Genomic DNA, 21,790 nt, shown 5'->3' on the forward strand with positions numbered 1-21,790 from the left:
TTAGGTATTACCATGAACCCGAGGCGCCACCACCACCTGAGCTTCCTCCTGATTCTCTTGAAGAAGAGGAAGAACTACTTGAGCTGCTTCCTGATGAAGAACTGCTGCTTGACGATGAAGAGCTGTAACTAGAGGAAGAAGACTGACTTGATTCGTTCGTTCTATTGAAAGGATTTAAACGCTCATATTGTTCATCCAACATTTTTTGACGTGCTTTTTCTTGTAAATATTGATTATAAAAAGCAGTGAGATAGGTATTTTCAGTACCTGCTCTGAATCGATATAAAAACACTGCATATCTTAATAAAAGCAAAATAAAACAAGTGGTTATGGTTGTTAATATAATGAATGATATTTGAGGATAGAATTCGATGAAGTAAAAAATGCCGAAGCCAAATAAAGCAAAAATCTGAAGTGGTAAGCTGTATAAAATAGTTTTAAGTAACCTGTATTGTTCATTGAAGGGAAGAAATATAGTCAACATAAAAGGGGCATAAAGAGGAATAGATGCGCAAAGTAAAAATGCAATTTTTTCAAAATTTAAATAACCAAAAATCAAAAGATGAATAAAAATTTCAAAGATAAGGAGTCCAATAAAAGCACCTAAGGCACCATTAGTACCAAATTTAATAATCACTTTTGTGTAACACCAATAGAGTGGGATACACAATAAGAATGATAGAAATATTCCAGCTGTTGTTTTTAGAATGTGATCTATTTTTTGATCTTCGTTTTTAGGTTTACCAAGAGTAATTGATTTATCTAGTAACTTTTTTTGTGTTTCTTTAAAGCCATTAAAATAGTCATTATTTTGGAAATTTGGAGCGAGGGTGTGTCGAATTATGCGCCCAGCTTCTATATCAGTTAAATCTCCCTCTAAACCATAACCTACCTCGAACCGTATTTTACGATCATCTTTTGCAACCAAAAGTAGTAAGCCGTTATCGAGCTTTTCATTGCCAATTTTAAGTTTATTGAATATCTCAAGTGCATATTGATCAATAGCTTTTCCATTGGTCGAGGGAATCATCAAAATTTTAAAGTCGACATGCTTTTGCTGATAAAGCTGCTCGTTTTGATTTTTTAACTGGGCAATTTCATCGCGGGAAAGCGAATTGGTTTGATCGACCACATTGCTATTTTGTAGCTCTTCCAATACCGCTGAATTTATCTCGGCATAAATATTTGGCGATATAAAACAACTAATGAGAATGAGGCAATTCAATAAGAAAAAGCGAAATGGAAAAGGGATAAGCATTTTTATAAATCTTTATATTTTGTTGTAATTTTAAATAGTAATCAGAATAAGAGCCAAACAGCTTTTGTAATTTGGCTCTTATTTTAAAAATTAAGATGTTTAAGCAGGTCTCGCCACATCACCATTCAATGCTTCAGGCAAGGCTAAAACTGTCACATCTAACTCTTCCAAAGCTTCTGGACGTGCCACCACTAAAGCTACATAACCATTTTCTACAGCCGCGCTATTGACCACTTGTACGCCTTTATTCAGCTGTTCGCCTTGTGCAGGCGCAGTTCCTGTGCCTTGAATTGCATGCAACCAAGCTTTTGGTTTGGCTTTAAACCATAAACGTGCAATCACTTCCTGACCCAAATAACAGCCTTTGTCATAGTGGACGCCTTCACGCTGATGTAGACGTAACTCTTGCGGTTGGAACACATGTTCAATCGCTTGGTCAATATAGGCTTGGCCTGCTTGAATGGCTTGAATTTCCCAAGCGGCGATATCTGTTGCTTCAGTTGCGAAGGTTGTTGTGTTTTCAGTCAAGGCCGGGAAAACTGCACCGGCTTCTTCCAGTTTCATTTTTGAAAAAGCGCCGAATTTTTTAATGTGTTTGGCAAATTCTTCGGCTTGATCTGCCGTTGTGACAATCTCAAAACTTTCAGGACTGTGTTTGGTCAGCCACAGGCCAAAATGAATGCGGCCTTTCAGGTCGCAGATCACGGTATAGCGGGTTTGATTTTCTTCCAGACGCTCCGCATGCAAAGTGACTTGGCCTTGCAGGAATTTTTGTGCGTCTACACCGTTTAAGGTGAATTTTTGGAAGCTGAGGGAAGCGTCAGTCATAAGATCGCCTATGCAAAATGCTGAAATATATATGGACTGAAATATAGCACATAGTCAGGCTGCGCTGAGGCAGGCCAGCGCTGAAAATAAGCTTTAAATAAGAAGAAAACGCTGCGCAGAAATCTGCTGCAGCGTGTGATGTAAAAACGAGCATTGCCCCATCAAAAGCACAAACAGGCCTGCGGTGCAGGAATACGCCCCGCGCAATGCAGCGGGACTGAAAATCTAGAGCGGCTATGCAGAGTTTAAATATGAATACAGCGCAGAAATATCCCTAAATAGAGAGAAGTAATCAAAATATTACGTTTAACACCATGATGCGGCAGAGCCGAATAAAGCGCGCGCAGCCAGCGAACCGGCAGGAAAATACTGTTTGAATGCTGATATAAGACTAAAGAAGGGGCTTAAAATCGGATGAATTTTCGGCAAATGCGGAATTTAGAGTGAATATTCCAAAGTTAATGTAACTAAATATTTCCAAAACCCCTGTTTTTATAATTAACTATATGAAATATATAAGATTTGGGAAATGGGTTTTCGGCAGTGTAGTATGCCTATCGAACAAAGATGAATTGTCTATGAAAAAGACAACGCAAAAATGAAAGACTGAGGGCAGGAACGCTATGAACAACAACTACCGTAAACCGCTGCAAGGCACCCAGCTAGAATACTTCGATGTGCGCCAAGCCGTAGAAGATATTCAGCCAGGCGCATACGCAAAACTCCCATATACATCTAAAGTCCTTGCAGAGCAGCTGGTGCGTAAATGCGACCCTGCAATCTTAGAACAGTCATTAAAAGAACTGATTAACCGCAAACAAGACCACGATTTCCCTTGGTACCCTGCGCGTGTGGTGTGCCATGACATCCTTGGTCAAACCGCCTTGGTTGACCTTGCAGGCTTGCGTGATGCGATTGCAGACCAAGGCGGCGACCCGTCAAAAGTCAATCCTGTAGTGCCGACTCAGCTGATTGTTGACCATTCTCTAGCTGTAGAGTTTGGCGGTTTTGACCCTGACGCATTTGAGAAAAACCGCGCGATTGAAGACCGCCGTAACGAAGACCGTTTCCATTTCATTGAATGGACCAAAACAGCCTTTGAAAATGTTGATGTGATCCCTGCGGGCAACGGTATCATGCACCAAATCAACTTGGAAAAAATGTCTCCAGTGATTCAAAACCGTGATGGTCTGGCATTCCCAGACACTTGCGTGGGCACAGACTCACATACGCCGCATACTGATGCCTTGGGCGTAATTTCTGTCGGTGTCGGAGGACTCGAAGCTGAAAATGTGATGCTGGGACGTGCATCTTGGATGCGTCTGCCTGACATCATTGGTGTAGAACTTGTAGGTCAGCGTCAAGCAGGCATTACCGCAACCGATATCGTATTAGCGCTCACAGAATTCTTACGTAAAGAACGTGTGGTCGGTGCTTATTTAGAGTTCTTCGGTGAAGGTGCTGACAGCATGTCAGTGGGTGACCGTGCAACGATCTCGAATATGACCCCTGAATACGGCGCAACGGCTGCAATGTTCTACATCGATCAAAACACCATTGATTACCTAACGCTGACAGGCCGTGAAGCGGATCAAGTGAAATTGGTTGAAGGCTATGCCAAAGAAATCGGTCTTTGGGCGTCAGATATGACCGCAGCGGAATATCCGCGTGTACTGCGTTTCGATTTGTCGAAAGTGACTCGTAATATAGCAGGGCCATCGAACCCGCATGCGCGTGTATCAACAGCAGACTTAAAAGCCAAAGGTATTGCAGGTAACTTAGACGCAGCGCGTGCGCAAGAAGCGGAAGGTTTAATTCCAGATGGCGCGGTGATCATCGCTGCAATTACTTCATGTACCAATACCTCTAACCCGCGTAATACCGTTGCGGCAGGCTTACTAGCACGTAAAGCCAATGAATTGGGCTTAGTACGTAAACCGTGGGTGAAATCATCTTTTGCACCGGGTTCTAAAGCCGCTGCTTTATATCTCGAAGAAGCAGGTGTACTCGGTGATTTAGAGAAACTTGGCTTTGGTATCGTAGCCTACGCATGTACCACATGTAACGGTATGTCAGGCGCTCTAGACCCTGTGATTCAGCAAGAAATTATTGACCGTGATGTGTACGCAACGGCGGTACTTTCAGGTAACCGTAACTTTGACGGCCGTATCCACCCATACGCAAAACAAGCATTCTTGGCGTCTCCGCCTTTAGTTGTGGCGTATGCCATTGCAGGAACGATTCGTTTTGATATCGAAACTGATTCACTCGGCAATGACAAAGACGGTAATCCAATTTACTTGAAAGATATTTGGCCGTCTGATGCTGAAATTGATGCACTGGTAAAAGAAGCGGTGAAGCCTGAACAGTTTAAGAAAGTGTATATACCAATGTTTGATTTGGGTGAGCGTGAAAAAGCGGCAAGCCCACTATACGACTGGCGTCCGCAAAGTACTTATATCCGCCGTCCGCCGTATTGGGAAGGGGCTTTGGCTGCACCACGTACACTTGCAAATATGCGTCCGCTTGCGATCTTGCCTGACAATATCACCACTGACCATTTATCGCCTTCAAATGCGATCATGATGGATTCGGCAGCGGGTGAGTACCTGCATAAAATGGGCGTGCCTGAAGAAGACTTTAACTCATACGCAACCCACCGTGGCGACCATTTGACTGCACAACGTGCAACATTTGCGAACCCGAAATTGTTTAATGAAATGGTGGTTCGTTCTGACGGTACGATCAAGCAAGGTTCAAAAGCGCGCGTAGAGCCAGAAGGCGAAGTGATGCGTATGTGGGAAGCGATCGAAACTTATATGAATCGTAAGCAGCCGCTGATCATCATTGCAGGTAAGGACTACGGTCAAGGTTCGAGCCGTGACTGGGCTGCTAAAGGTGTGCGCCTTGCAGGTGTAGAAGTGATCGTGGCAGAAGGTTTTGAGCGTATTCACCGTACTAACTTAGTAGGTATGGGCGTGCTGCCGCTTGAGTTTAAAACGGGTACAGACCGTAAAACTTTGAAGCTGGATGGTACTGAGCTGTATAGCGTGATTGGCAATATCGCGCCGCGTTCTGACCTGACTTTGGTGGTTGAGCGTTCGACGGCAGACGGCAAAAATGAAATTATTAAAGTGCCTGTGACTTGCCGTTTAGACACTGAAGAAGAAGTGCATGTGTATGAAGCGGGTGGTGTATTGCAGCGCTTTGCACAGGATTTCTTGGAAGGAAATGTGGCGTAATTTAAAATAAGTCCTTTTAATACTTGAAATAATTCAATAAAGCCATATGTCAGATATGGCTTTATTTTTTGGAAAATGAAAAATGTCTCTTTTAAGAGAAATTCAGAACGATGCAGTAAACTCTAATATTAAAGTTTCTGATTTATTAAGAAGATGTAAAGTTTTAGCTTATCGATTGGGAAATGAAGATTTTAAAACATGGGTTGATTCAGAGCTTAATGGATATGAATCGTTGGATGGTATTCCTTCTTATCGAATTTATAACGATGTTAATTCAAAAGGTCATTTTTCAGGTGCATTTGGATCTGGGCTAAGAAATGCTGACATTCCATCAAATTGCTTTCCTAAAGAATTTCGAAAGAATTTAACAACGGTTTCATTAACTGCTCCAATTGCTGAATTTGAGTCACTAGTAATAAATGCTAAAAAGGGTAAACTGTTACAACAACCGTGGGACGCAAATTTTGTGGCTATGTTTAGCAATAAAATTTATAAGAATATGGTGTGTGTACAGGCTTGGAAAGTTATACCTTCTACAAAATTAGAGGGGATTATTGATATTGTAAAAACAAAAATATTAAATTTCGTATTAGAAATAGAAGTTATTAATCCTGAAGCTGGAGAAGCAAAATTGAATACGAATCCTATCCCACAAGATAAGGTGAGTCAGATTTTTAATATAAATATTTCAGGAAATGTTGGGAATTTAGCTTCAGGGAATAGCAACAGCGGTATTCAACAATCTACAAATAATGAAATTCCAAAAGAATTCTTGGAGATAATTACTAAGATTCAGGAAGAAAATAGTGATGAAAACTCTGTTTTACAAGAGCTAGAGAATAAAGTAGAAGAGCTAGGACGGAATGTTGGAACTGTAAAATATAGTGAAAAATATAAGGAATTAATAAGTTTTATGTCTGATCATGCAACTGTTGTTAGTGGATTAATTTTGCCTGTTTTGCCATATTTAAGTTCATTATTAAATATATAGTATTGATTGAAAAATATTCAAAAAATACCCATCATAAGGTATATATCAAAACTTATGGAGTCGCTTTATGACTACAGCAAAAGTTTTTATGACAGGTCGCAGTCAAGCTATTCGGTTACCTAAAGAATTTCGCTTTGAAGGCAAGGAAGTTGAAATCTTCCGCCGTGGTGACGAAGTCATATTGCGTGAAAAACCGGTCACAGCAGATCAATTATTTAAAGTTTTGGCACAAATGCCAGACGACTTTTATGCAGAAACAAGAGTGGATGAACCACCGCAAGAACGAGAAGAGTTCTAATGCCAACACAATATTTATTAGATACCAATATTTGTATTTACATCACCAAGCATCAACCCGAAATTGTCCGTCAGCATTTTGAAAAACATTTACCTGACGGCAATATTTTTATTTCAGTGATTACTTTGGGGGAACTTCGCTTTGGTGCGGAAAAAAGCCAATGGAAAGACAAAGCTTTCAAAGTTATCGATGAATTAACTTCAATCATTCCTGTTATAGAGTTAGATGAACACACCGCCGTACACTATGCTCAAATTCGAAAACAGTTAGCGCTTCAGGGGCAAATAATTGGCAATAACGATTTATGGCTAGCTGCTCATGCACGATCAAATAATTGGGTCATGGTCACAAACAATGAAAAAGAATTTCTGCGTGTAGACGAACTGCAAGTAGAAAACTGGCTCAGCAAATCTCTGTAAACCCACCAAAATTTCCATTCGAAATTATGCTTTGCCTAAATGCCATTATCAATTGTCGAAATGACCAATAGACATTCATCACAAGAGGGTTATACTGAATCTACCATTTCTAAAAACACATGGAGAACAAAAATGGTTACTGCTGGTCAAAAACCCGGAACAGGCTTCTATTTTTGTGTTCAATGCGGACACCGCGTCTACTTAGAAATTGGTACTGATCGTTTACCACCGTGTACCAAATGCCAAGGCAATCAATTTAACAATAAGAATGCTTAAGCTGCAAAACACTAACAGTTATCCGCTGTTTAGAAAGAAAAGCCCTATCACTCGATAGGGCTTTTTGCTAACGTATAACACAGCATATATAAAAACAAATTGTACGTTTGACCATTCGGAGAAGCCCATGGAAACAATATTAGGACTGTGTATTGGTATTGGCTTAAGTGCTGCCTGTGGTTTCCGTGTCTTTGTACCTTTATTGGTGATGAGTGTTGCTTCCATTTTAGGACTATTCGAACCGATGAAAGGATTCGAATGGTTGTCTATGCCTGCGGTTTGTATTGGCTTAGCAATTGCGACGGTTTGTGAAATTGCAGCTTACTATATTCCTTGGGTAGATAATGCGCTCGACACCATTTCAACACCTGCAGCCATGATTGCAGGGACCATTGCCACAATGGCAGTCAGCTCAGGTGAAATGTCACAGTTTGCCAGTTGGGCTGCAGCAATTATCGTGGGTGGTGGTACAGCAACAGCAGTGCAAATGAGTACTGTCGCTGCGCGTGGTGTATCTACCGCAACCACAGGTGGCGTTGCAAACCCCATCTTATCTACAGGAGAATGGATTGGTGCTGCAGTCTTGTCAGTATTGGCCTTTTTAGTTCCATTTTTTGTTGTGATCTTAGTGATTGCAATCGTGATCTGGCTGGTTCGCCGCATTCGTCAGAAACGAACTGTACAGGTCGACACCCCTTTATAAACCAATCAACATTTCACTCTAAAATGAATCCATCTTTTAGAGTGAGTGATCTGCGTTATGCTTAATAAATATAGAAATAAAAATCCGAAACTGAGTTTTTCAGCGTTTGATAAAGATTATTAAAATTATGAGAAGTGATACAAAAAAAAGAACAATCAGAGGAATTTAAAAGGTTTGGGCGGGTGGCTTATTGTGTTGGGGATAAAAATTGTCCTATCACTACTATTGCTTTCATTTGATATTTATAGCCTATATCAACTTTTTCAAAATGAGGCGTTAAGTCAAATAAGTGATCAAAAATCGGAACTTTATTATCCAACTCTGATGTATTTACTCTATATAGAAAGCATCTTAAATATTGTATTTTTCTTACTTTCAGTTTGTGCTGTCTACTTATTTTTTAGTAAGCATCTTTACTTTCCAACATTCTATATTACGTTTATGGCAAGTTTTTTATTGGTACAGTTATGTGATAGTGCCATTTTGAGTGTGCTATTCAGTGATAAAAATGCATTTGATACAGAGACCATCATGCAGTTAGCGACGAGTACTATGGGTTGTCTGATTTGGACGCCGTATTTGTTGATGTCAGTTCGAGTGAAAAATACCTTTACTCAACATTCAAAGCACTCGGCTTAAGCACATAAATTTGATCAAACAATTGCAACTATCTGTCCTAAAAGAGCACATCATTCTGCGTTTAAGTCATCCAAGAGACGCCTAAAAATATCTTTAAAATATGGTTGATTTTTGAACAATAAAGGCATAATTTTATTATGTGATTATAAATCACATAATTTTTATATGGATTTATTAATCATTTGAATTTTATAAAAAATAATGAGGGGAATGGTAGATGATTAAATTTATAGTGGATGAAAATGCCTTAACGAATGGCTCGCATTTAATTCACAATGGTACGCAAGGATGTGTAGACATGCCGCAATTTGACCAGCAAATATTGATTGGTTATTTTGCCAATTTCGAACTCGCTTATAAGCGTGCACGAATGAGCTGGCCAACAGAAAAAGTTGTCGGTTGCGATAAATGCTGTAGTCAAAGCTAGAAATTCAACATGCATTAACCTTGAAATAAAGCTGTATATCCAAGAAAAATGGCGCAGAAATTGCTAACTAAAAAAGGTAATCGCGTTATTAATAGGATATACAGCATGACCACAGAAACCATCCGTTCTACAAAATATCCAGCAGAGGCGCATGCCTATGCAGCATGGCCTTTGATCCTGATCATCATTGGTGGTGCGATTGGACTGGTATATGCCGTGATTGCATATCTGATCAATCTCAAAATATATGCATCAGACCTCAGTCGAATGAATAAAATTTTGGCCAATTTACTCTGTGGCATGGCGGCATGTAGTGGTTGGTGGTTTAGCGCACACTGGGTACAAAGCTATTTAGCTCATTGACCAATACCTCGTTGAATAGATCAACCCTAATATCGGCAGAACATGGATAGGCTTAGATCTCTACTCAGAGGACGATACTTTGTGAGTCGTGTTCAACCTAGATGTATGAAGTTAAGGGGGATGAATGCTCAGTGGCTATACATTTTAAGTTTGACGCTGTATTTGCACGTTTGAGCTGTTGTAAAAGAAAATTTTCTTATAATTGGACAAATCTGCAGATAAAAAACGCTGAAATGAGCTGAAAAGATAAAATATCCTGCTAAATCTAAAATGGCTGAAAAAATTTGCTGAATTTGTGGAAAATTAGAAAAACTTAGGAAATTAATCCCGATGCCCTTTGGTTAAAGTATATCTCAAGGGTGTGATAGAGATTGAAAAGAGTAGCATGCTGTCAGTGGTGCAAAACACGCGTACAGTACTCACCCAAAAGGTCTCGATTCAGCTTAGGACGCTATAAACCAGAAGTTTATAGGCTATAAGATCATGACTTATAAAGTGATGATAGTTGAAGTAAACAACATTGTTTTCTCTTATACCACCCCAAAAATTTAAGCCAAAATAAAAAAGAATAATAAATCATTACTCCTTTAATCCGCACAAAACAAACCACACCAGTTAAATCAGCACAAGCTCAAAGATCGTCAGGCATCTCTCTTAAAAATAGTCCAAATCTAAGCGGAAATTTAAAAGCAATATTCAATTGCTCGAAAGGGGCATAAACTAAGGATAAAAATACGCTTAGGAGATTTGCCATGAACTTGAGTCATTTAAGCGATTTCTTGCTGTATAGCTTAGTGATTAACTATCTGATTTTAATCATTTGGTTTGTGGTATTTGTCTTTGCTAAAGATTGGATGAAACGCCTGCATGGGCAGTGGTTTAAGCTGAGCGATCAGCAGTTTGACGCTATTCATTATGGTGGAATGGCTGTCTATAAAATTGGTATTTTACTTTTGAATTTAACCCCCTATATTGCATTGCACTATCTAAAATAGGCTTAACCATAAAAAATACTGAGTGTAAAAGCACAAGCTGCTTGCATTAAATTTAGGCAAAACAGTATGCTCAAAAGAACATAAAATTCAATTGGGCAAGGCAAGAATGAACGGGAAAGTAGAATGCCGTACTTGTTTGGTGTGCAAAAAAAGTTTCCCACTGAAAAATATGATTCCAATGGGAATCGTGCGTAAAGTCATTACAGAAGAAATTGCACAGGATTTTCCTGAATCTGGTGCTCAGGACTATATATGCCAAACTGATTTGACCAAATACCGTATGCAATATGTACAGTCAATTCTGAACTCCGAACAAGGCGAAGTCTCCAATTTAGAATATGAAGTGCTGAACAGCATGCAGCAGCATGATCTGATTAGCAAAAATGTTGAAGAAAAGCTGGATCAGCAGTGGAGTTTTGGCGAAAGGCTAGCGGATAAAATTGCAACATTCGGCGGTAGCTGGGCATTTCTTATTTGTTTTACATTGTTTTTAGCAGTGTGGATTTTAGTCAATACGGTGGTAATGGTGAAGCATCCTGCTGATCCTTATCCTTTTATTTTGCTGAATTTGATGTTGTCTTGCCTCGCTGCCATACAAGCGCCCATTATTATGATGAGCCAAAACCGTCAAGAAGCTAAAGACCGCATGCGTTCGGAAAATGATTATCAAGTGAATTTAAAAGCTGAATTAGAAATTCGCCATTTACATGAAAAGATAGATCATTTGTTGATGCATCAATGGGATCGTCTTGCCAAGATTCAGGAAATTCAGTTGGATTTACTGTCCGAAATGAGTAAAAAGAAGCAATAGTGTGCTTTGAACAGCATAAATAATTGTTATTTGAGTACTAAGTCTTGGCGAAAATTCTCGGGAAAAGTCATTTATCAGATGGAAAAAATGCTAAAACATGATACAAGAAGAAAATATTTTCAATATATCTTTAAATGTGAAAAATATTTTTAAAATAAGTCAAAAATAGTAATTTTCAGGGAAACAATCCCTCATCGATACCACTACTATATATCTCAAGGGTGTGATAGAGATTGAAAAGAGTAGCATGCTGTCAGTGGTGCAAAACACGAGTACAGTACTCACCCAAAAGGTCTCGATTCAGCTTAGGACGCTATAAACCAGAAGTTTATAGGCTATAAGATCATGACTTACAAAGTGATGATAGTTGAAGTAAACAATACTGTTTTCTCTTACACCCTAAAAAATTTTTAAGAATTCAATCGAATAATAAATCCTTCCATCTTTTTCAAAATTCCAAACTTCGCATTCATTCCAGACAAACTTTGATCATTGCTGATGTAATGAATATCACGCAGAACAACTCAAACTTAATCTAAGCTTCGGATTGTCCTTTTTCACAAAGTTGTTATGCTTAACTATCTAAATTTTAAATAATTTTATTATGGGTTATCTTGATCAATTGATACAGGATTGTCTGCAGGCACAGCAGACTAAAGCTGAGCGTATATTTGAGTTTTCAAGTTTTGATGATCTTGCTCTACACGCACATTATATTTATGTGATAGAGCAAGTTGGTGGCGATATACAGCAGACATATCAGGACTATGCTGCATTTAAGGCATTGAAAACCCATACTTGCGCCAAGTTAAATCAACCCAATCACATTCTGTATGTCGGATCATCACGGACAGGTATAAAGAATCGTTTAAAACAACATTTAGGTTTTGGGCCTAAACGAACCTATGCCTTGCATTTATCGCAGTGGTTTCAGGGCAAATATCGCATCACACTACATCAGTATCCTTTAACCACGAGTGCAAGCATCTTACAGTTACTGGAGGATGATTTGTCTCATTCATTAGCACCAGCCTTTGGTAAATTGGGGACCAATAATCGTTAGGGTTAGACCTGATCGGCCAAAGTCGATTGACAGCGAATTAGTCAGTTGTTATTTTGCCGACATTCTCCCAGTACACAGTCTATCCATGCCTTTAGATCCCAACTTTGTCTATGCGCCGCCTCAAGGTCCTCTACGTATTTTGTATGAAGATGCAGACTTGGTTGTTATCGAAAAACCGGCGGAATTGTTGTCGGTTCCGGGACGTTTGCCTGAGCATCATGACAGTGCCTACCTTCGTGTTTTGGAGCAGTATCCTGCTGCAAAAATTACCCATCGTTTAGACATGGCAACATCAGGCATTTTGATGTTTGCGAAACACCGCGATGCAGAAGTGGCAGTGAGTAAAATGTTCCAAGCGCGGACGGTTCAAAAGCAATATGTGGCTTTAGTTCAGGGCAAACTTGAAGGTGAGGGCAGTGTTGAAGTGCCCCTCATTACGGACTGGGAAAATCGCCCACGTCAGATGGTGCATTTTGAATTGGGCAAACCCTCAAAAACCTTGTATCAAGCCATTAGCTATGACGCAAGCAAGGACATTAGCCGAGTATTATTAACACCAGTGACAGGGCGTTCTCATCAGCTACGTGTACACATGATGCATATTGGGCACCCAATTACAGGGGATCAACTGTATCACCCGAATGCAAAACAGAGCTCACTCGGACGGATGGCGTTACATGCTTGCGATCTGGCATTTACCCAGCCTTTAACTCAACAAGCTGTTCATATTCATTGTGCGGCAGAATTTTAAAGCATATTCATGTGAATGCTCATTGTTCATAAAAACTGCTGCATTGAATTAAAACCTTTGGGACTCGTAAAAAGCGCAGAATATCTACAGCTTTAAATAGGTTTTTCTGCTTAAAAATGATTCATGATATACACTATATCCCCAATTCTGGGGATATATAAATAATTTAAATATCTCTATAAAGTATGTGAAAAATTTAGAAAGATTGATATTAAATTTCTTTGTAGCTTTTAGTAAATAAACGCCATTTTTAAGGTTTTATTATATTTTCTAATGAATATTGAATGATTACTTTTTTAATATAAAAATATTTTATTAAAATGATTTAAAACAGCATTTTAGTTAAATTGTGTGCAAGTGTGTATTTGGTCAGATAAATACAGTTTTTTGCATTTATTCTGCTAATATGAAATAAATTATTGATTTTAATTTTTATAAATTAGGTTTTTTTTGGGGAATAAACTTAAATTATTGAAGCTTATTTTGAGGATTGGCAAATGATCAATATTGCTTTAATCGTCCTTATCATCCTATTAATTGTGGCTCTCCTTTTTGTTTATAACCGCAAATTGAAAAATGATAAAACCCTACGTTCACTGCAGGAAAACTTCGATCGTGCGCGGTTAAAACTGGCTGAAACAGAGTCGCAACAAGATGAACTGAATTATGAAATCAGTCAATTACGCATTCAAAACAGTGGCTTAAAAATCCAAGTCGATAAAGTAGCGAAATATCAACATATTGTGGATATTGAACAATATGTTGAGTATCGAACTTTACAGGCAGATGGCTTGTTAGAAGTCACCAAAGCCAATGCAGATATCATGTTGAATGATATTCGCGCCAAGATCGAACAAGTGCGTCAGTATTTGAGCAAATATCAAGAAAAAGCCAAATTACAAACGCAGGAACAAGCCCGTGCCGAGTTAAAAGGTTTATATAGCCAAGCGCTGGATCAGCAGCATTTGGAAAACATCAACCGTGCTTTGGACAACAAAATACGGGGCTATCAGTCAGCGTTCTTTTTGCCTTTACAGAGTATTTTAGATCAGCTGATGGATGGTATGAATGAATCTGCGGCAAAGCAAAATTTGACTGCGGTACGTTGCAAAATGATTGATGCAATGGAGCAGCAATCGACTGCAAACTGTAATTATGTTGATGAAGAACGTCGTTTGGCTGCGATGCAATTATTTACATTGGTGTTTAATAGTCGTGCTGATTTGTATTTAGCCCAATTAAATACCAAAAACTTAGGTGAGCTATTGCAGGCTTTGGCGGATGATTTCACCTTGCTCAATGCGCATGGTGTACATTTTAGTCAGGCACGGGTACTCGACAGTTATCTACAATTACGCTTAGAAGAATTGAAAATGGCAGCTTTGGTTTTACATCTCAAAGAAACTCAGGCCCACATGGATGTTGTGGTTTAATTTGAATTGTTATCAGAAAGATCACTTCGGCGGTCTATTTCTGATTAAAGAGATTTCGCTAATGCAAATTGCAACAATTATCCGTTAATCTAAGTCAACAGAATAAAATTCATAAACGATAAGGGAAAGTACAATGACTCGTGATTTTAAACAATTTCCAGATGATGATAATGGCAATGTGCTGTGGCAGATGCAGCAAGATGGTGATGATTTATCTGTGCCGCACGAAATCGAATATTCAATTGCCTTTTCGAACGAAGCGCAGGCTGAACAGTGTGCATTGTATTTATTGAAAGAAGAGCAAAAAATTTCGTTGTTCCAAGATGAAGAATCAGATCGCGTGGAATGGATTATCACGGTCTATGTCTATATGGAACCTGATTATGAAGATATCGTTGATTTAGAGCAGTGGTTTATTAAAATTGCGGAACAACATTCGGGCGAATATGATGGCTGGGGTTGTATGGCTTATATCTATGAAGATGATGATCTGGAAGAAGATGAAGCACAATTGAGCTAAGTCTCACTATTGCATCTTTAGCAACAAGAACCCAGTCTTTCAACTGGGTTTTTTATTATTTAAATTTTAGAGAAATTGTGTAAAATTTTGATTTTTCAATATTTTTATAAAAATCAATATAAATGCAGCTCACAAAACATAACACGGCATTGCGTTAAAGTGATGGGATCAATCTGTAGGATTCACTATAGTATTGAACAGCAATGACCTTTCTCGCATGTCTCAAAGCTGTTTCATTTAGAACGTTTCAGTGTGATAAAAATGGACGATAAAGCGAGGGTGAATGCATGTGGATGATTCAGTGAAAACAATGACACAAGGACATCATCATGAGCAATACTGTTCGATTACATCGTGTTTTTAGTGCGCCTGTAGAGCGCGTTTATCGTGCCTTTGTGGAGCCAGATGCTTTGGTGAAATGGATGGCACCGCATGGATTTACGGCCCATGTGGAGCATTCGGATGTGCGTGTAGGTGGCTCGTACCGCATGTCGTTTCAAAATTTTTCAACGGGAACCACACACGCTTTTCATGGTGATTATCATGAAGTCGTGCCGAATCATTTACTGCGCTATACAGACCAATTTGATATGCCAGAGTTAGCTGGTGAAATCGAAGTCACTGTTGAGTTTAAAGCGGTCTCCGTAGGAACCGAAGTGACGATTGTACAGGCAGGGTTGCCGAGCGTTATTCCACCTGATGCCTGTTATTTGGGGTGGCAGGAGTCTTTACAGTTGCTGGCTTTTTTAGTGAATCCAGCGATCCCCGATGAATAATCTGAAGAATGATCGAAAAACTATAAATAGGCGAAGGAGGGCTTAATGACTGTACACATTAAACGTATTTATGATGAGATAAGCCCAGACGACGGTAAACGCATTTTGGTCGATCGCTTGTGGCCGCGTGGTATCAGTAAAGTGAGCGCAGAGCTAGATTTGTGGCCGAAGGCATTGACGCCATCTACAGATTTACGTCGTTGGTATCATCAAGATGAGGCAATGGCTTCTCGATGGGACGAGTTTAAACAGCGCTATTTGCAAGAAATACAGCCACATCAAGCCGAGTTGGAACAACTACGGGCATGGGAAAAAGAGGAGCCACTAACCTTACTCACAGCGGCTAAACATACGGATAAAAATCATGCGCATATCTTAAAAGCGTTAATATTAAACACCTCATTAGATATCTAAAATTTAAACCTTCAAGTGCTGTAGCGTTGTGAAATTTACGACCTTCACAAGGTGATTAAACCATACGATATTTATGGTTTTTAAGTTCATGAAATACATAAAAATGTTATATTAAGTTTTTATGGATTTTTACATCCATCTTTTTTGAGGTCTTTTATGTCTTTACCCAATTGTCCCCAATGTAATTCTGAATATACCTATAATGATGGTGACTTACTGATTTGTCCTGAATGCTCACACGAATGGCGTGAAGGCGAAAGCGCTGCAGATGAACAGGTGCTGATTAAAGATGCCAATGGCAATGTATTGGCCGATGGCGACACGGTTACTGTGGTGAAAGATCTTAAAATTAAAGGCTCATCGTCAGTGGTGAAAGTTGGTACCAAAGTTAAAAATATTCGACTTTTAGCTGATGCAACAGATGGTCATGACATTGACTGTAAAATTGATGGTATCGGGGCTATGAAACTCAAATCTGAATACGTGAAAAAAGTTTAAGTTTCGTTTTTGTTCGCTCTAAAGCAACCTTCAAGCATCCTAAGCGAAGTCAACACTTGGCTTAGGATGTCTACTTAAACATGAAATTGATATCTAATCCGCTATAGATTTTACTTTTCAGCCTGCATAATAGACGCATTACAGGTTTGAAATGTCTTTACTATGCCGCATATTCATTTGGAATATTCCAATAACCTTGACGTCGAAGCTCGACCTTTACTTAAAGCGCTAAACGCTGCCTTATTTGAATCGGGTCATGTGAGTGCCATCAATGATATTAAGAGCCGTGCTGTCGCTCAACAAGATTTTGTTGTGGGCTTGGATGAACACGCTCAACATGCGTATATGCATGCCAAAGTTTCATTATTGACGGGTCGAACGGTCGAAGTGCAAAAGCAAATTTCATTGTTGTTATTGGACGTGCTGAAACAACATGTCACAGCTTCAGTAGTAGAAGTGCAACTTTGTGTGGAAATTTTAGAAATGAATAAAGCGACGTATTCAAAGCAGATCGTGAGTTCTTAAGACATTCATTACATGCAGAAACGCGCATATATTTTGAAATACATCATGCTGTAAAAATGATGAAATCTGACTTCGGTCGGATTATTTTTTATTGGAATTATTTATTAAAAAATCCCTTTTTGATTAAATTTTGAGCTTTATACTGATCAAAAAAGACATTGAAAAATGTGACCGAGTTCATTTATATTCTGTAGATCAGGTTGAATTTCCAACAACAAATCCTGATCGAATAATAGATAAAACAATGAAAATGAAGGGGTAACCTATGTCGGGATGGTACGAGATCAGTCACTCTAATGATCAGCAGTTCCGTTTTGTTTTAAAAGCGGGTAACGGTGAAATCATTTTAACGAGTGAATTATACAAAGCGAAAGCATCAGCACAAAACGGGATTGAGTCTGTACAAAAGAACAGTGCAGATGACAGCCGTTTTGAACGACTGACAGCCAAAAATGGCAAACCTTATTTCAATTTGAAAGCGGCAAACCATCAAATTATTGGAACTAGCCAATTTTATGCCAGTGAGCAATCGCGAGATAAAGGCATTGAATCAGTTAAAACCAATGGTGCAAGTACCCAAATTAAAGATCTAACAGTTTAAATTTGCAATAACCTGATAGAGATAGTTGAAAGGGAATAAACCCTGATGGCTCATCAAAATCACTAGGTCAAAAGCAATATGGTTCTCAGATAAGTGCTGTTGGGTTGGACGCTATTCAATCAGATCAGGCTTATTTGACGGTACAAGGAAGTACCACAACTTCACTGGCTAGAGTGGTGAACGATGAATAAGCAGAATCATATTTTGTATTATGGGCTCATTACGATTTTGATCATCGTCATGGGTTGGATGATTGCGTCTCCGTATTGGGTGTTGTATCAAATACGTCAAGCCTATGAGCACAATCAACCTGAAAAAATTGCTCAATATATCGATTTTGCGGCAGTCAAATCGAGTCTAAAACCACAAGTTGAAGACCTCATTCAACAGAAAACTGGGCTACAGCATTTACCCGAATTTGCCCAGTCTTGGGGTGGGCAGCTCAGCACAGTCCTCAGTGCAACGCTAGTCGATAGTCTGGTCAATCCAACCAGTATCATGCTGCTTTTACAAGGCAAAGCATTAAAAGAGTCGATCCAACTACCAGAAATAACCAAACTGACCAATCCGAGCATGATTAGCCCAGGGATTGAACTATTCACGCATGCTGAAAATAAGGTAGCAGAACAACCTTATGCGTCAACACTATCCAAAAATGACGAAACTGCAACCGCTGTTGCTTTAAAGCAAAGCCAGCCACTTGAACCCAAAGCCAGCTATAGCGCTTGGAATCGATTTGATCTGTATGTGCCGCTCCAAGGCCTAAGCGAAGAAAAATATACCGTATTTAGTATGCAACGCCGCGGTTGGAGCTGGAAGATCGTTAAAATTCAACTTCCAAACGCCGCCCAGAACAATGCTTCATAAAAAATAAAATAAATAGGTGCCAGAGATGCAAGATAAAATCAAAATAGTTGGTGACCAACAGGCCGCTGACGAAATTCTGCAATTTTTAGCCAATTGGGATGAGGTCATCTGCCAATTGAAAATTGAAAATATTGCTGAATCCTGCGCAGCAGATGTGTACTTTTTTGATGCCAGTTGTGAAATGCGTGGCTTAATGGCATATCAAAAAATGTGGGAATTTTATCGGGAGTATTTTCGTGAAGGCTTAAAGGTATTTAGGCGGGAATTGGTCATCCATGCAGATCCTGATATTGCCTTTCTGCACTGTTATTCCAAAATTGATGATCAGAGCGGGATACCGACGCCGGGGATCTCGTGGTGTCGTAATACCATTGGGATGAAAAAAAACGCAGTCTCAATGGAAGATCGTTCATCAACATATTTCTGTTCCCGTGGATATTGTGACTCATCAAAGTAAAGTGATTACCTTTTAATTCCTCTCGAAACGCAGTATGAAAACAGAGCTATAAAGCTCTGTTTTTTTCTTTGCAAATCATTACATGAAATGCGTATGCAGCCCTAAAACTTCAGCCTAAATTAAAAAATAATGACCATCGTTCAGGATAAGAAAATGGATCATAAAAATAATAAATTAGCGCAAGAATTTGAATCATCACCATCAGGTCAAAAGCAAGGCTTGCAAGACCTGAACGCATCGAAGCAAATGCCCCCTGCAGATTTACATAAAGTGATTCGAATCACAGCAGGGTTTATCATCGGCAGTTTGCTGATTGCGGCCTTATATCTTGGTAAAGATATTTTTATTCCATTGGCACTCGCAATCTTATTGGCTTTTTTAGTTGACCCTTTGGTGATGAAACTCCGAGGTTGGGGACTACCACAGATGCCATCGATATTTATTGTGGTCGGTTTGGCTTTGGCGATTTTGTCCGGCGCGGCCTCTTATTTGGGTTATCAACTGGGGCAATTAAGCCAAGAGTTACCGCAATATCACGGTACGATTCAAAAGAAAATGGATTCTATTCGTCAATTTGCACGCGGCCCGAGTGTTTGGGATGGCGCAAAAACCACCATAGATACTGTTGAAAACTCGATAGATGATGTGGTGCCTGAAGAGAAAAATCCTAAAGTGCAGCAAGTGGAAGTGGTGGGACAACAACAAACCACGGCTGAAGCGGTCATGGCTTGGAGTGAGCGGGTGCTCAATCCCTTGGCAACCGCAGGTATTGTATTTTTATTTGTGATTCTGATTTTGGTCAATCGGAAAGATTTGCATGACCGTTTCCTTAAGCTGCTGGGCGGCAATTTAAATATCGGAACAGACGCACTAGATGAAGCCGCCAATCGTATCGGTAAATATTTACGTATGCAGCTGATGGTCAATGTGACCTACGGTATTCCGATGGCCTTGGGACTTTGGTTTATTGGGGTGCCGGCAGCAATTATGTGGGGAATGGTGGCGATTGTGATGCGCTTTGTTCCCTATGTCGGCCCAATGATTTCTGCGATTTTCCCCATTGCATTGGCTTTTGCGGTAGATCCCACATGGAATATGGTGCTATGGACAGTGGGTTTAATTTTGCTCTTGGAGTTGGTCAGTAATAATATTATTGAGCCTTGGTTATATGGGGAAAGTACCGGACTTTCAACCTTAGCCATTATTATTGCTGCCATGTTTTGGACGGCTGTGTGGGGGCCGATTGGTTTGATTTTATCGACGCCTTTAACCGCGTGTTTATTGGTGCTTTCGAGCTATGTACCATCCTTAGGTTTTATTAAAACCCTGATCGGTAGTACGCCTGCATTGGCACCGCATGAGCGCTTCTATCAGAGATTAGTCGCTGATGATGTGCAAGATGCCGTGGATGTCGCACAAAATTTTATTGCTAAAAAGTTACCGAAGGATGCGACGGATGAAATCAAGGCACGGCGGGTTAATGCGTTTTATGCCAAAGTCGCGATTCCAGCCATACGGATTTTTTCGAGAGGCCACAACACCGAGGCCAGTGCTGAACATCGACTACGTTTACATCAGGGATTAAAACTGTTTAATCATAGTTTTCAACGGGCATATCCAGTGGCACAGCAGGATCAGAAAACTGAGGTTTTGTGTATCGGCGCACGTTGGGAAATAGATGTTCAAGTATCGGCTATGTTGGCGCATGGCCTAAGCTTAAGCGGTATTCAGGCTCAGGCTTTTAGCGATGTCTTAATCCAGAATCAGCATCAAAATATGGGTGATATCCAAGAGGATATTCAGATCGTATGTATTTCGATTTTTCATACAGCACCTGAAGCTCAAATCCGTCTATTAAGCCATTTTTTTAAGGCACAGTTTCCAGATAAAAAAATGATTTTTGCACTGTGGAGCTGTGATGAAGTAAAGCAATTAGATGCGATCAAAGAAAATTTCACCGTCGATGCTGTGGTCAATAATATGAATGATTTGATATTAACCATTGAAGCTTTTCAATTGACGCATGGTGAATCTTGGTTGGATGAGCCTGATCCTAGCGTTGAAGCACAGCGCTTAAAAGCATTAGAAGAACTGAATGTTTTGGATGAGCGGAATTTGCCGATCTATGAACAATATATTGAAGAAGCCCGACAAGCCTTCGATGTGAAATATGCACAAATTTCTTGGGTCAAGCAAGATTGGGTCTATACTCCAGGTAGCCCTTTGGCTCAGGCTACCGAGCAACCGATGCAGGTGCGCCAGTCGAAACAAGACTCAATCTGCAGCCATTTGGTATATCAAAATGAACGCTTGATTATTGAAGACTTACAACGTGACCCACGCTTTGCTCATTTACCTGAATTGATGCATAACCGCATTCGCTTTTATGCAGGCGTTGCACTTAGAGACCGTAATGGGGTGGCCTTGGGAAGTTTCTGTGTTTTAGATCGGCAGCCGAATCAAATGACCGATGATGATATGAGTCTTTTAAAAGGCCTAGCGGCAGATTTGATGAATACGCTCAGTGATGAAAATGCGAAACGAAAAAAATGTGAAGAGATACAGCAACTGAATGATTCATCTCTATAAATTTAAATCATGTAGCAGATCCATTTAAACTGGAGTTTCAGTGAAA

25 protein-coding genes are annotated in these 21,790 nt (G+C 39.6%); 23 read left to right on the plus strand and 2 right to left on the minus strand.

All coding sequences use genetic code 11. The features are described from left to right. Positions 1-7: 7 nt before the first annotated feature. Both MST17_RS03490 and MST17_RS03495 read right to left on the minus strand, forming a co-directional pair. A complete protein-coding gene (locus tag MST17_RS03490; RefSeq protein WP_180027262.1) occupies positions 8-1,258 on the minus strand; it encodes a YgcG family protein in 1,251 nt (416 codons plus the stop codon). Positions 1,259-1,357: 99 nt separating this feature from the next. Further along, positions 1,358-2,086, minus strand: coding sequence for a folate-binding protein YgfZ (locus MST17_RS03495; RefSeq protein ID WP_180027261.1), 729 nt, complete (start codon positions 2,084-2,086; stop codon positions 1,358-1,360). Positions 2,087-2,709: 623 nt separating this feature from the next. Between MST17_RS03495 and acnD the strand changes: the two genes are divergently transcribed. The 23 genes from acnD (at position 2,710) to MST17_RS03610 (ending at position 21,744) form a co-directional block, all read left to right on the plus strand. Then, entirely contained in the window at positions 2,710-5,328 is a 2,619-nt protein-coding gene (gene acnD, locus MST17_RS03500; protein ID WP_180027260.1) for a Fe/S-dependent 2-methylisocitrate dehydratase AcnD, read from the plus strand. Between the two features lie 82 nt (positions 5,329-5,410). Continuing rightward, on the plus strand, positions 5,411-6,319 hold the full coding sequence (locus MST17_RS03505) for a hypothetical protein (protein ID WP_180027259.1): 909 nt from the start codon (positions 5,411-5,413) through the stop codon (positions 6,317-6,319). A gap of 67 nt (positions 6,320-6,386) precedes the next feature. After that, positions 6,387-6,617 (plus strand): antitoxin, encoded by a 231-nt coding sequence (locus tag MST17_RS03510; protein WP_078191134.1) that lies wholly within the window; start codon positions 6,387-6,389, stop codon positions 6,615-6,617. After that, on the plus strand, positions 6,617-7,036 hold the full coding sequence (locus tag MST17_RS03515; RefSeq protein WP_078192327.1) for a type II toxin-antitoxin system VapC family toxin: 420 nt from the start codon (positions 6,617-6,619) through the stop codon (positions 7,034-7,036). The genes MST17_RS03510 and MST17_RS03515 overlap by 1 nt, the downstream gene beginning before the upstream one ends. Before the next feature lie 132 nt (positions 7,037-7,168). Next, complete coding sequence (locus tag MST17_RS03520; protein ID WP_078191132.1) at positions 7,169-7,312, plus strand: zinc ribbon-containing protein; 144 nt, start codon at positions 7,169-7,171, stop codon at positions 7,310-7,312. Between the two features lie 127 nt (positions 7,313-7,439). Then, a complete protein-coding gene (locus MST17_RS03525; RefSeq protein ID WP_111884815.1) occupies positions 7,440-8,015 on the plus strand; it encodes a DUF4126 domain-containing protein in 576 nt (191 codons plus the stop codon). 192 nt (positions 8,016-8,207) lie between these two features. Further along, on the plus strand, positions 8,208-8,654 hold the full coding sequence (locus tag MST17_RS03530; RefSeq protein WP_180027258.1) for a DUF2569 domain-containing protein: 447 nt from the start codon (positions 8,208-8,210) through the stop codon (positions 8,652-8,654). A gap of 217 nt (positions 8,655-8,871) precedes the next feature. Beyond that, positions 8,872-9,081, plus strand: a complete 210-nt coding sequence (locus tag MST17_RS03535) for a hypothetical protein (protein WP_078191130.1) — start codon at positions 8,872-8,874, stop codon at positions 9,079-9,081. Between the two features lie 105 nt (positions 9,082-9,186). Further along, positions 9,187-9,444 carry a hypothetical protein gene (locus MST17_RS03540; protein ID WP_180027257.1) on the plus strand — a complete coding sequence of 86 codons (258 nt, stop codon included), beginning with the start codon at positions 9,187-9,189 and terminating at the stop codon, positions 9,442-9,444. 752 nt (positions 9,445-10,196) lie between these two features. Further along, a complete protein-coding gene (locus MST17_RS03545) occupies positions 10,197-10,439 on the plus strand; it encodes a DUF6868 family protein (protein ID WP_078191128.1) in 243 nt (80 codons plus the stop codon). A 106-nt stretch (positions 10,440-10,545) separates the two neighbouring features. After that, positions 10,546-11,250 carry a DUF1003 domain-containing protein gene (locus MST17_RS03550; protein ID WP_180027256.1) on the plus strand — a complete coding sequence of 235 codons (705 nt, stop codon included), beginning with the start codon at positions 10,546-10,548 and terminating at the stop codon, positions 11,248-11,250. Positions 11,251-11,854: 604 nt separating this feature from the next. Continuing rightward, positions 11,855-12,313, plus strand: a complete 459-nt coding sequence (locus tag MST17_RS03555; RefSeq protein ID WP_180027255.1) for a GIY-YIG nuclease family protein — start codon at positions 11,855-11,857, stop codon at positions 12,311-12,313. An 85-nt stretch (positions 12,314-12,398) separates the two neighbouring features. After that, entirely contained in the window at positions 12,399-13,064 is a 666-nt protein-coding gene (locus tag MST17_RS03560) for a pseudouridine synthase (protein ID WP_078191125.1), read from the plus strand. 497 nt (positions 13,065-13,561) lie between these two features. Further along, a complete protein-coding gene (locus MST17_RS03565) occupies positions 13,562-14,497 on the plus strand; it encodes a hypothetical protein (RefSeq protein ID WP_180027254.1) in 936 nt (311 codons plus the stop codon). A gap of 133 nt (positions 14,498-14,630) precedes the next feature. Continuing rightward, positions 14,631-15,017 (plus strand): ribonuclease E inhibitor RraB, encoded by a 387-nt coding sequence (locus MST17_RS03570; RefSeq protein ID WP_168378552.1) that lies wholly within the window; start codon positions 14,631-14,633, stop codon positions 15,015-15,017. A gap of 329 nt (positions 15,018-15,346) precedes the next feature. After that, on the plus strand, positions 15,347-15,793 hold the full coding sequence (locus MST17_RS03575) for an SRPBCC family protein (protein ID WP_078191122.1): 447 nt from the start codon (positions 15,347-15,349) through the stop codon (positions 15,791-15,793). A 45-nt stretch (positions 15,794-15,838) separates the two neighbouring features. Continuing rightward, positions 15,839-16,207 (plus strand): DUF488 domain-containing protein, encoded by a 369-nt coding sequence (locus MST17_RS03580; protein ID WP_180009302.1) that lies wholly within the window; start codon positions 15,839-15,841, stop codon positions 16,205-16,207. 156 nt (positions 16,208-16,363) lie between these two features. Continuing rightward, the gene (locus MST17_RS03585; protein WP_168378554.1) at positions 16,364-16,705 is read left to right on the plus strand and encodes a zinc ribbon domain-containing protein YjdM; all 342 of its coding nucleotides are present in this window, start codon (positions 16,364-16,366) and stop codon (positions 16,703-16,705) included. 162 nt (positions 16,706-16,867) lie between these two features. Next, positions 16,868-17,230, plus strand: coding sequence for a 5-carboxymethyl-2-hydroxymuconate Delta-isomerase (locus MST17_RS03590; protein ID WP_180009304.1), 363 nt, complete (start codon positions 16,868-16,870; stop codon positions 17,228-17,230). A 265-nt stretch (positions 17,231-17,495) separates the two neighbouring features. After that, a complete protein-coding gene (locus tag MST17_RS03595; protein WP_180009306.1) occupies positions 17,496-17,831 on the plus strand; it encodes a YegP family protein in 336 nt (111 codons plus the stop codon). Positions 17,832-18,014: 183 nt separating this feature from the next. After that, a complete protein-coding gene (locus MST17_RS03600; RefSeq protein ID WP_180004734.1) occupies positions 18,015-18,698 on the plus strand; it encodes a DUF2939 domain-containing protein in 684 nt (227 codons plus the stop codon). Between the two features lie 25 nt (positions 18,699-18,723). Then, entirely contained in the window at positions 18,724-19,155 is a 432-nt protein-coding gene (locus tag MST17_RS03605; RefSeq protein WP_257224049.1) for a hypothetical protein, read from the plus strand. A gap of 153 nt (positions 19,156-19,308) precedes the next feature. Further along, entirely contained in the window at positions 19,309-21,744 is a 2,436-nt protein-coding gene (locus MST17_RS03610; RefSeq protein ID WP_257224048.1) for an AI-2E family transporter, read from the plus strand. The last annotated feature ends 46 nt before the right edge of the window (positions 21,745-21,790 follow it).

Origin of the sequence: Acinetobacter sp. YH16056_T (assembly GCF_024605895.1) — a bacterium.
Classification (GTDB): Bacteria; Pseudomonadota; Gammaproteobacteria; order Pseudomonadales; family Moraxellaceae; genus Acinetobacter; species Acinetobacter amyesii.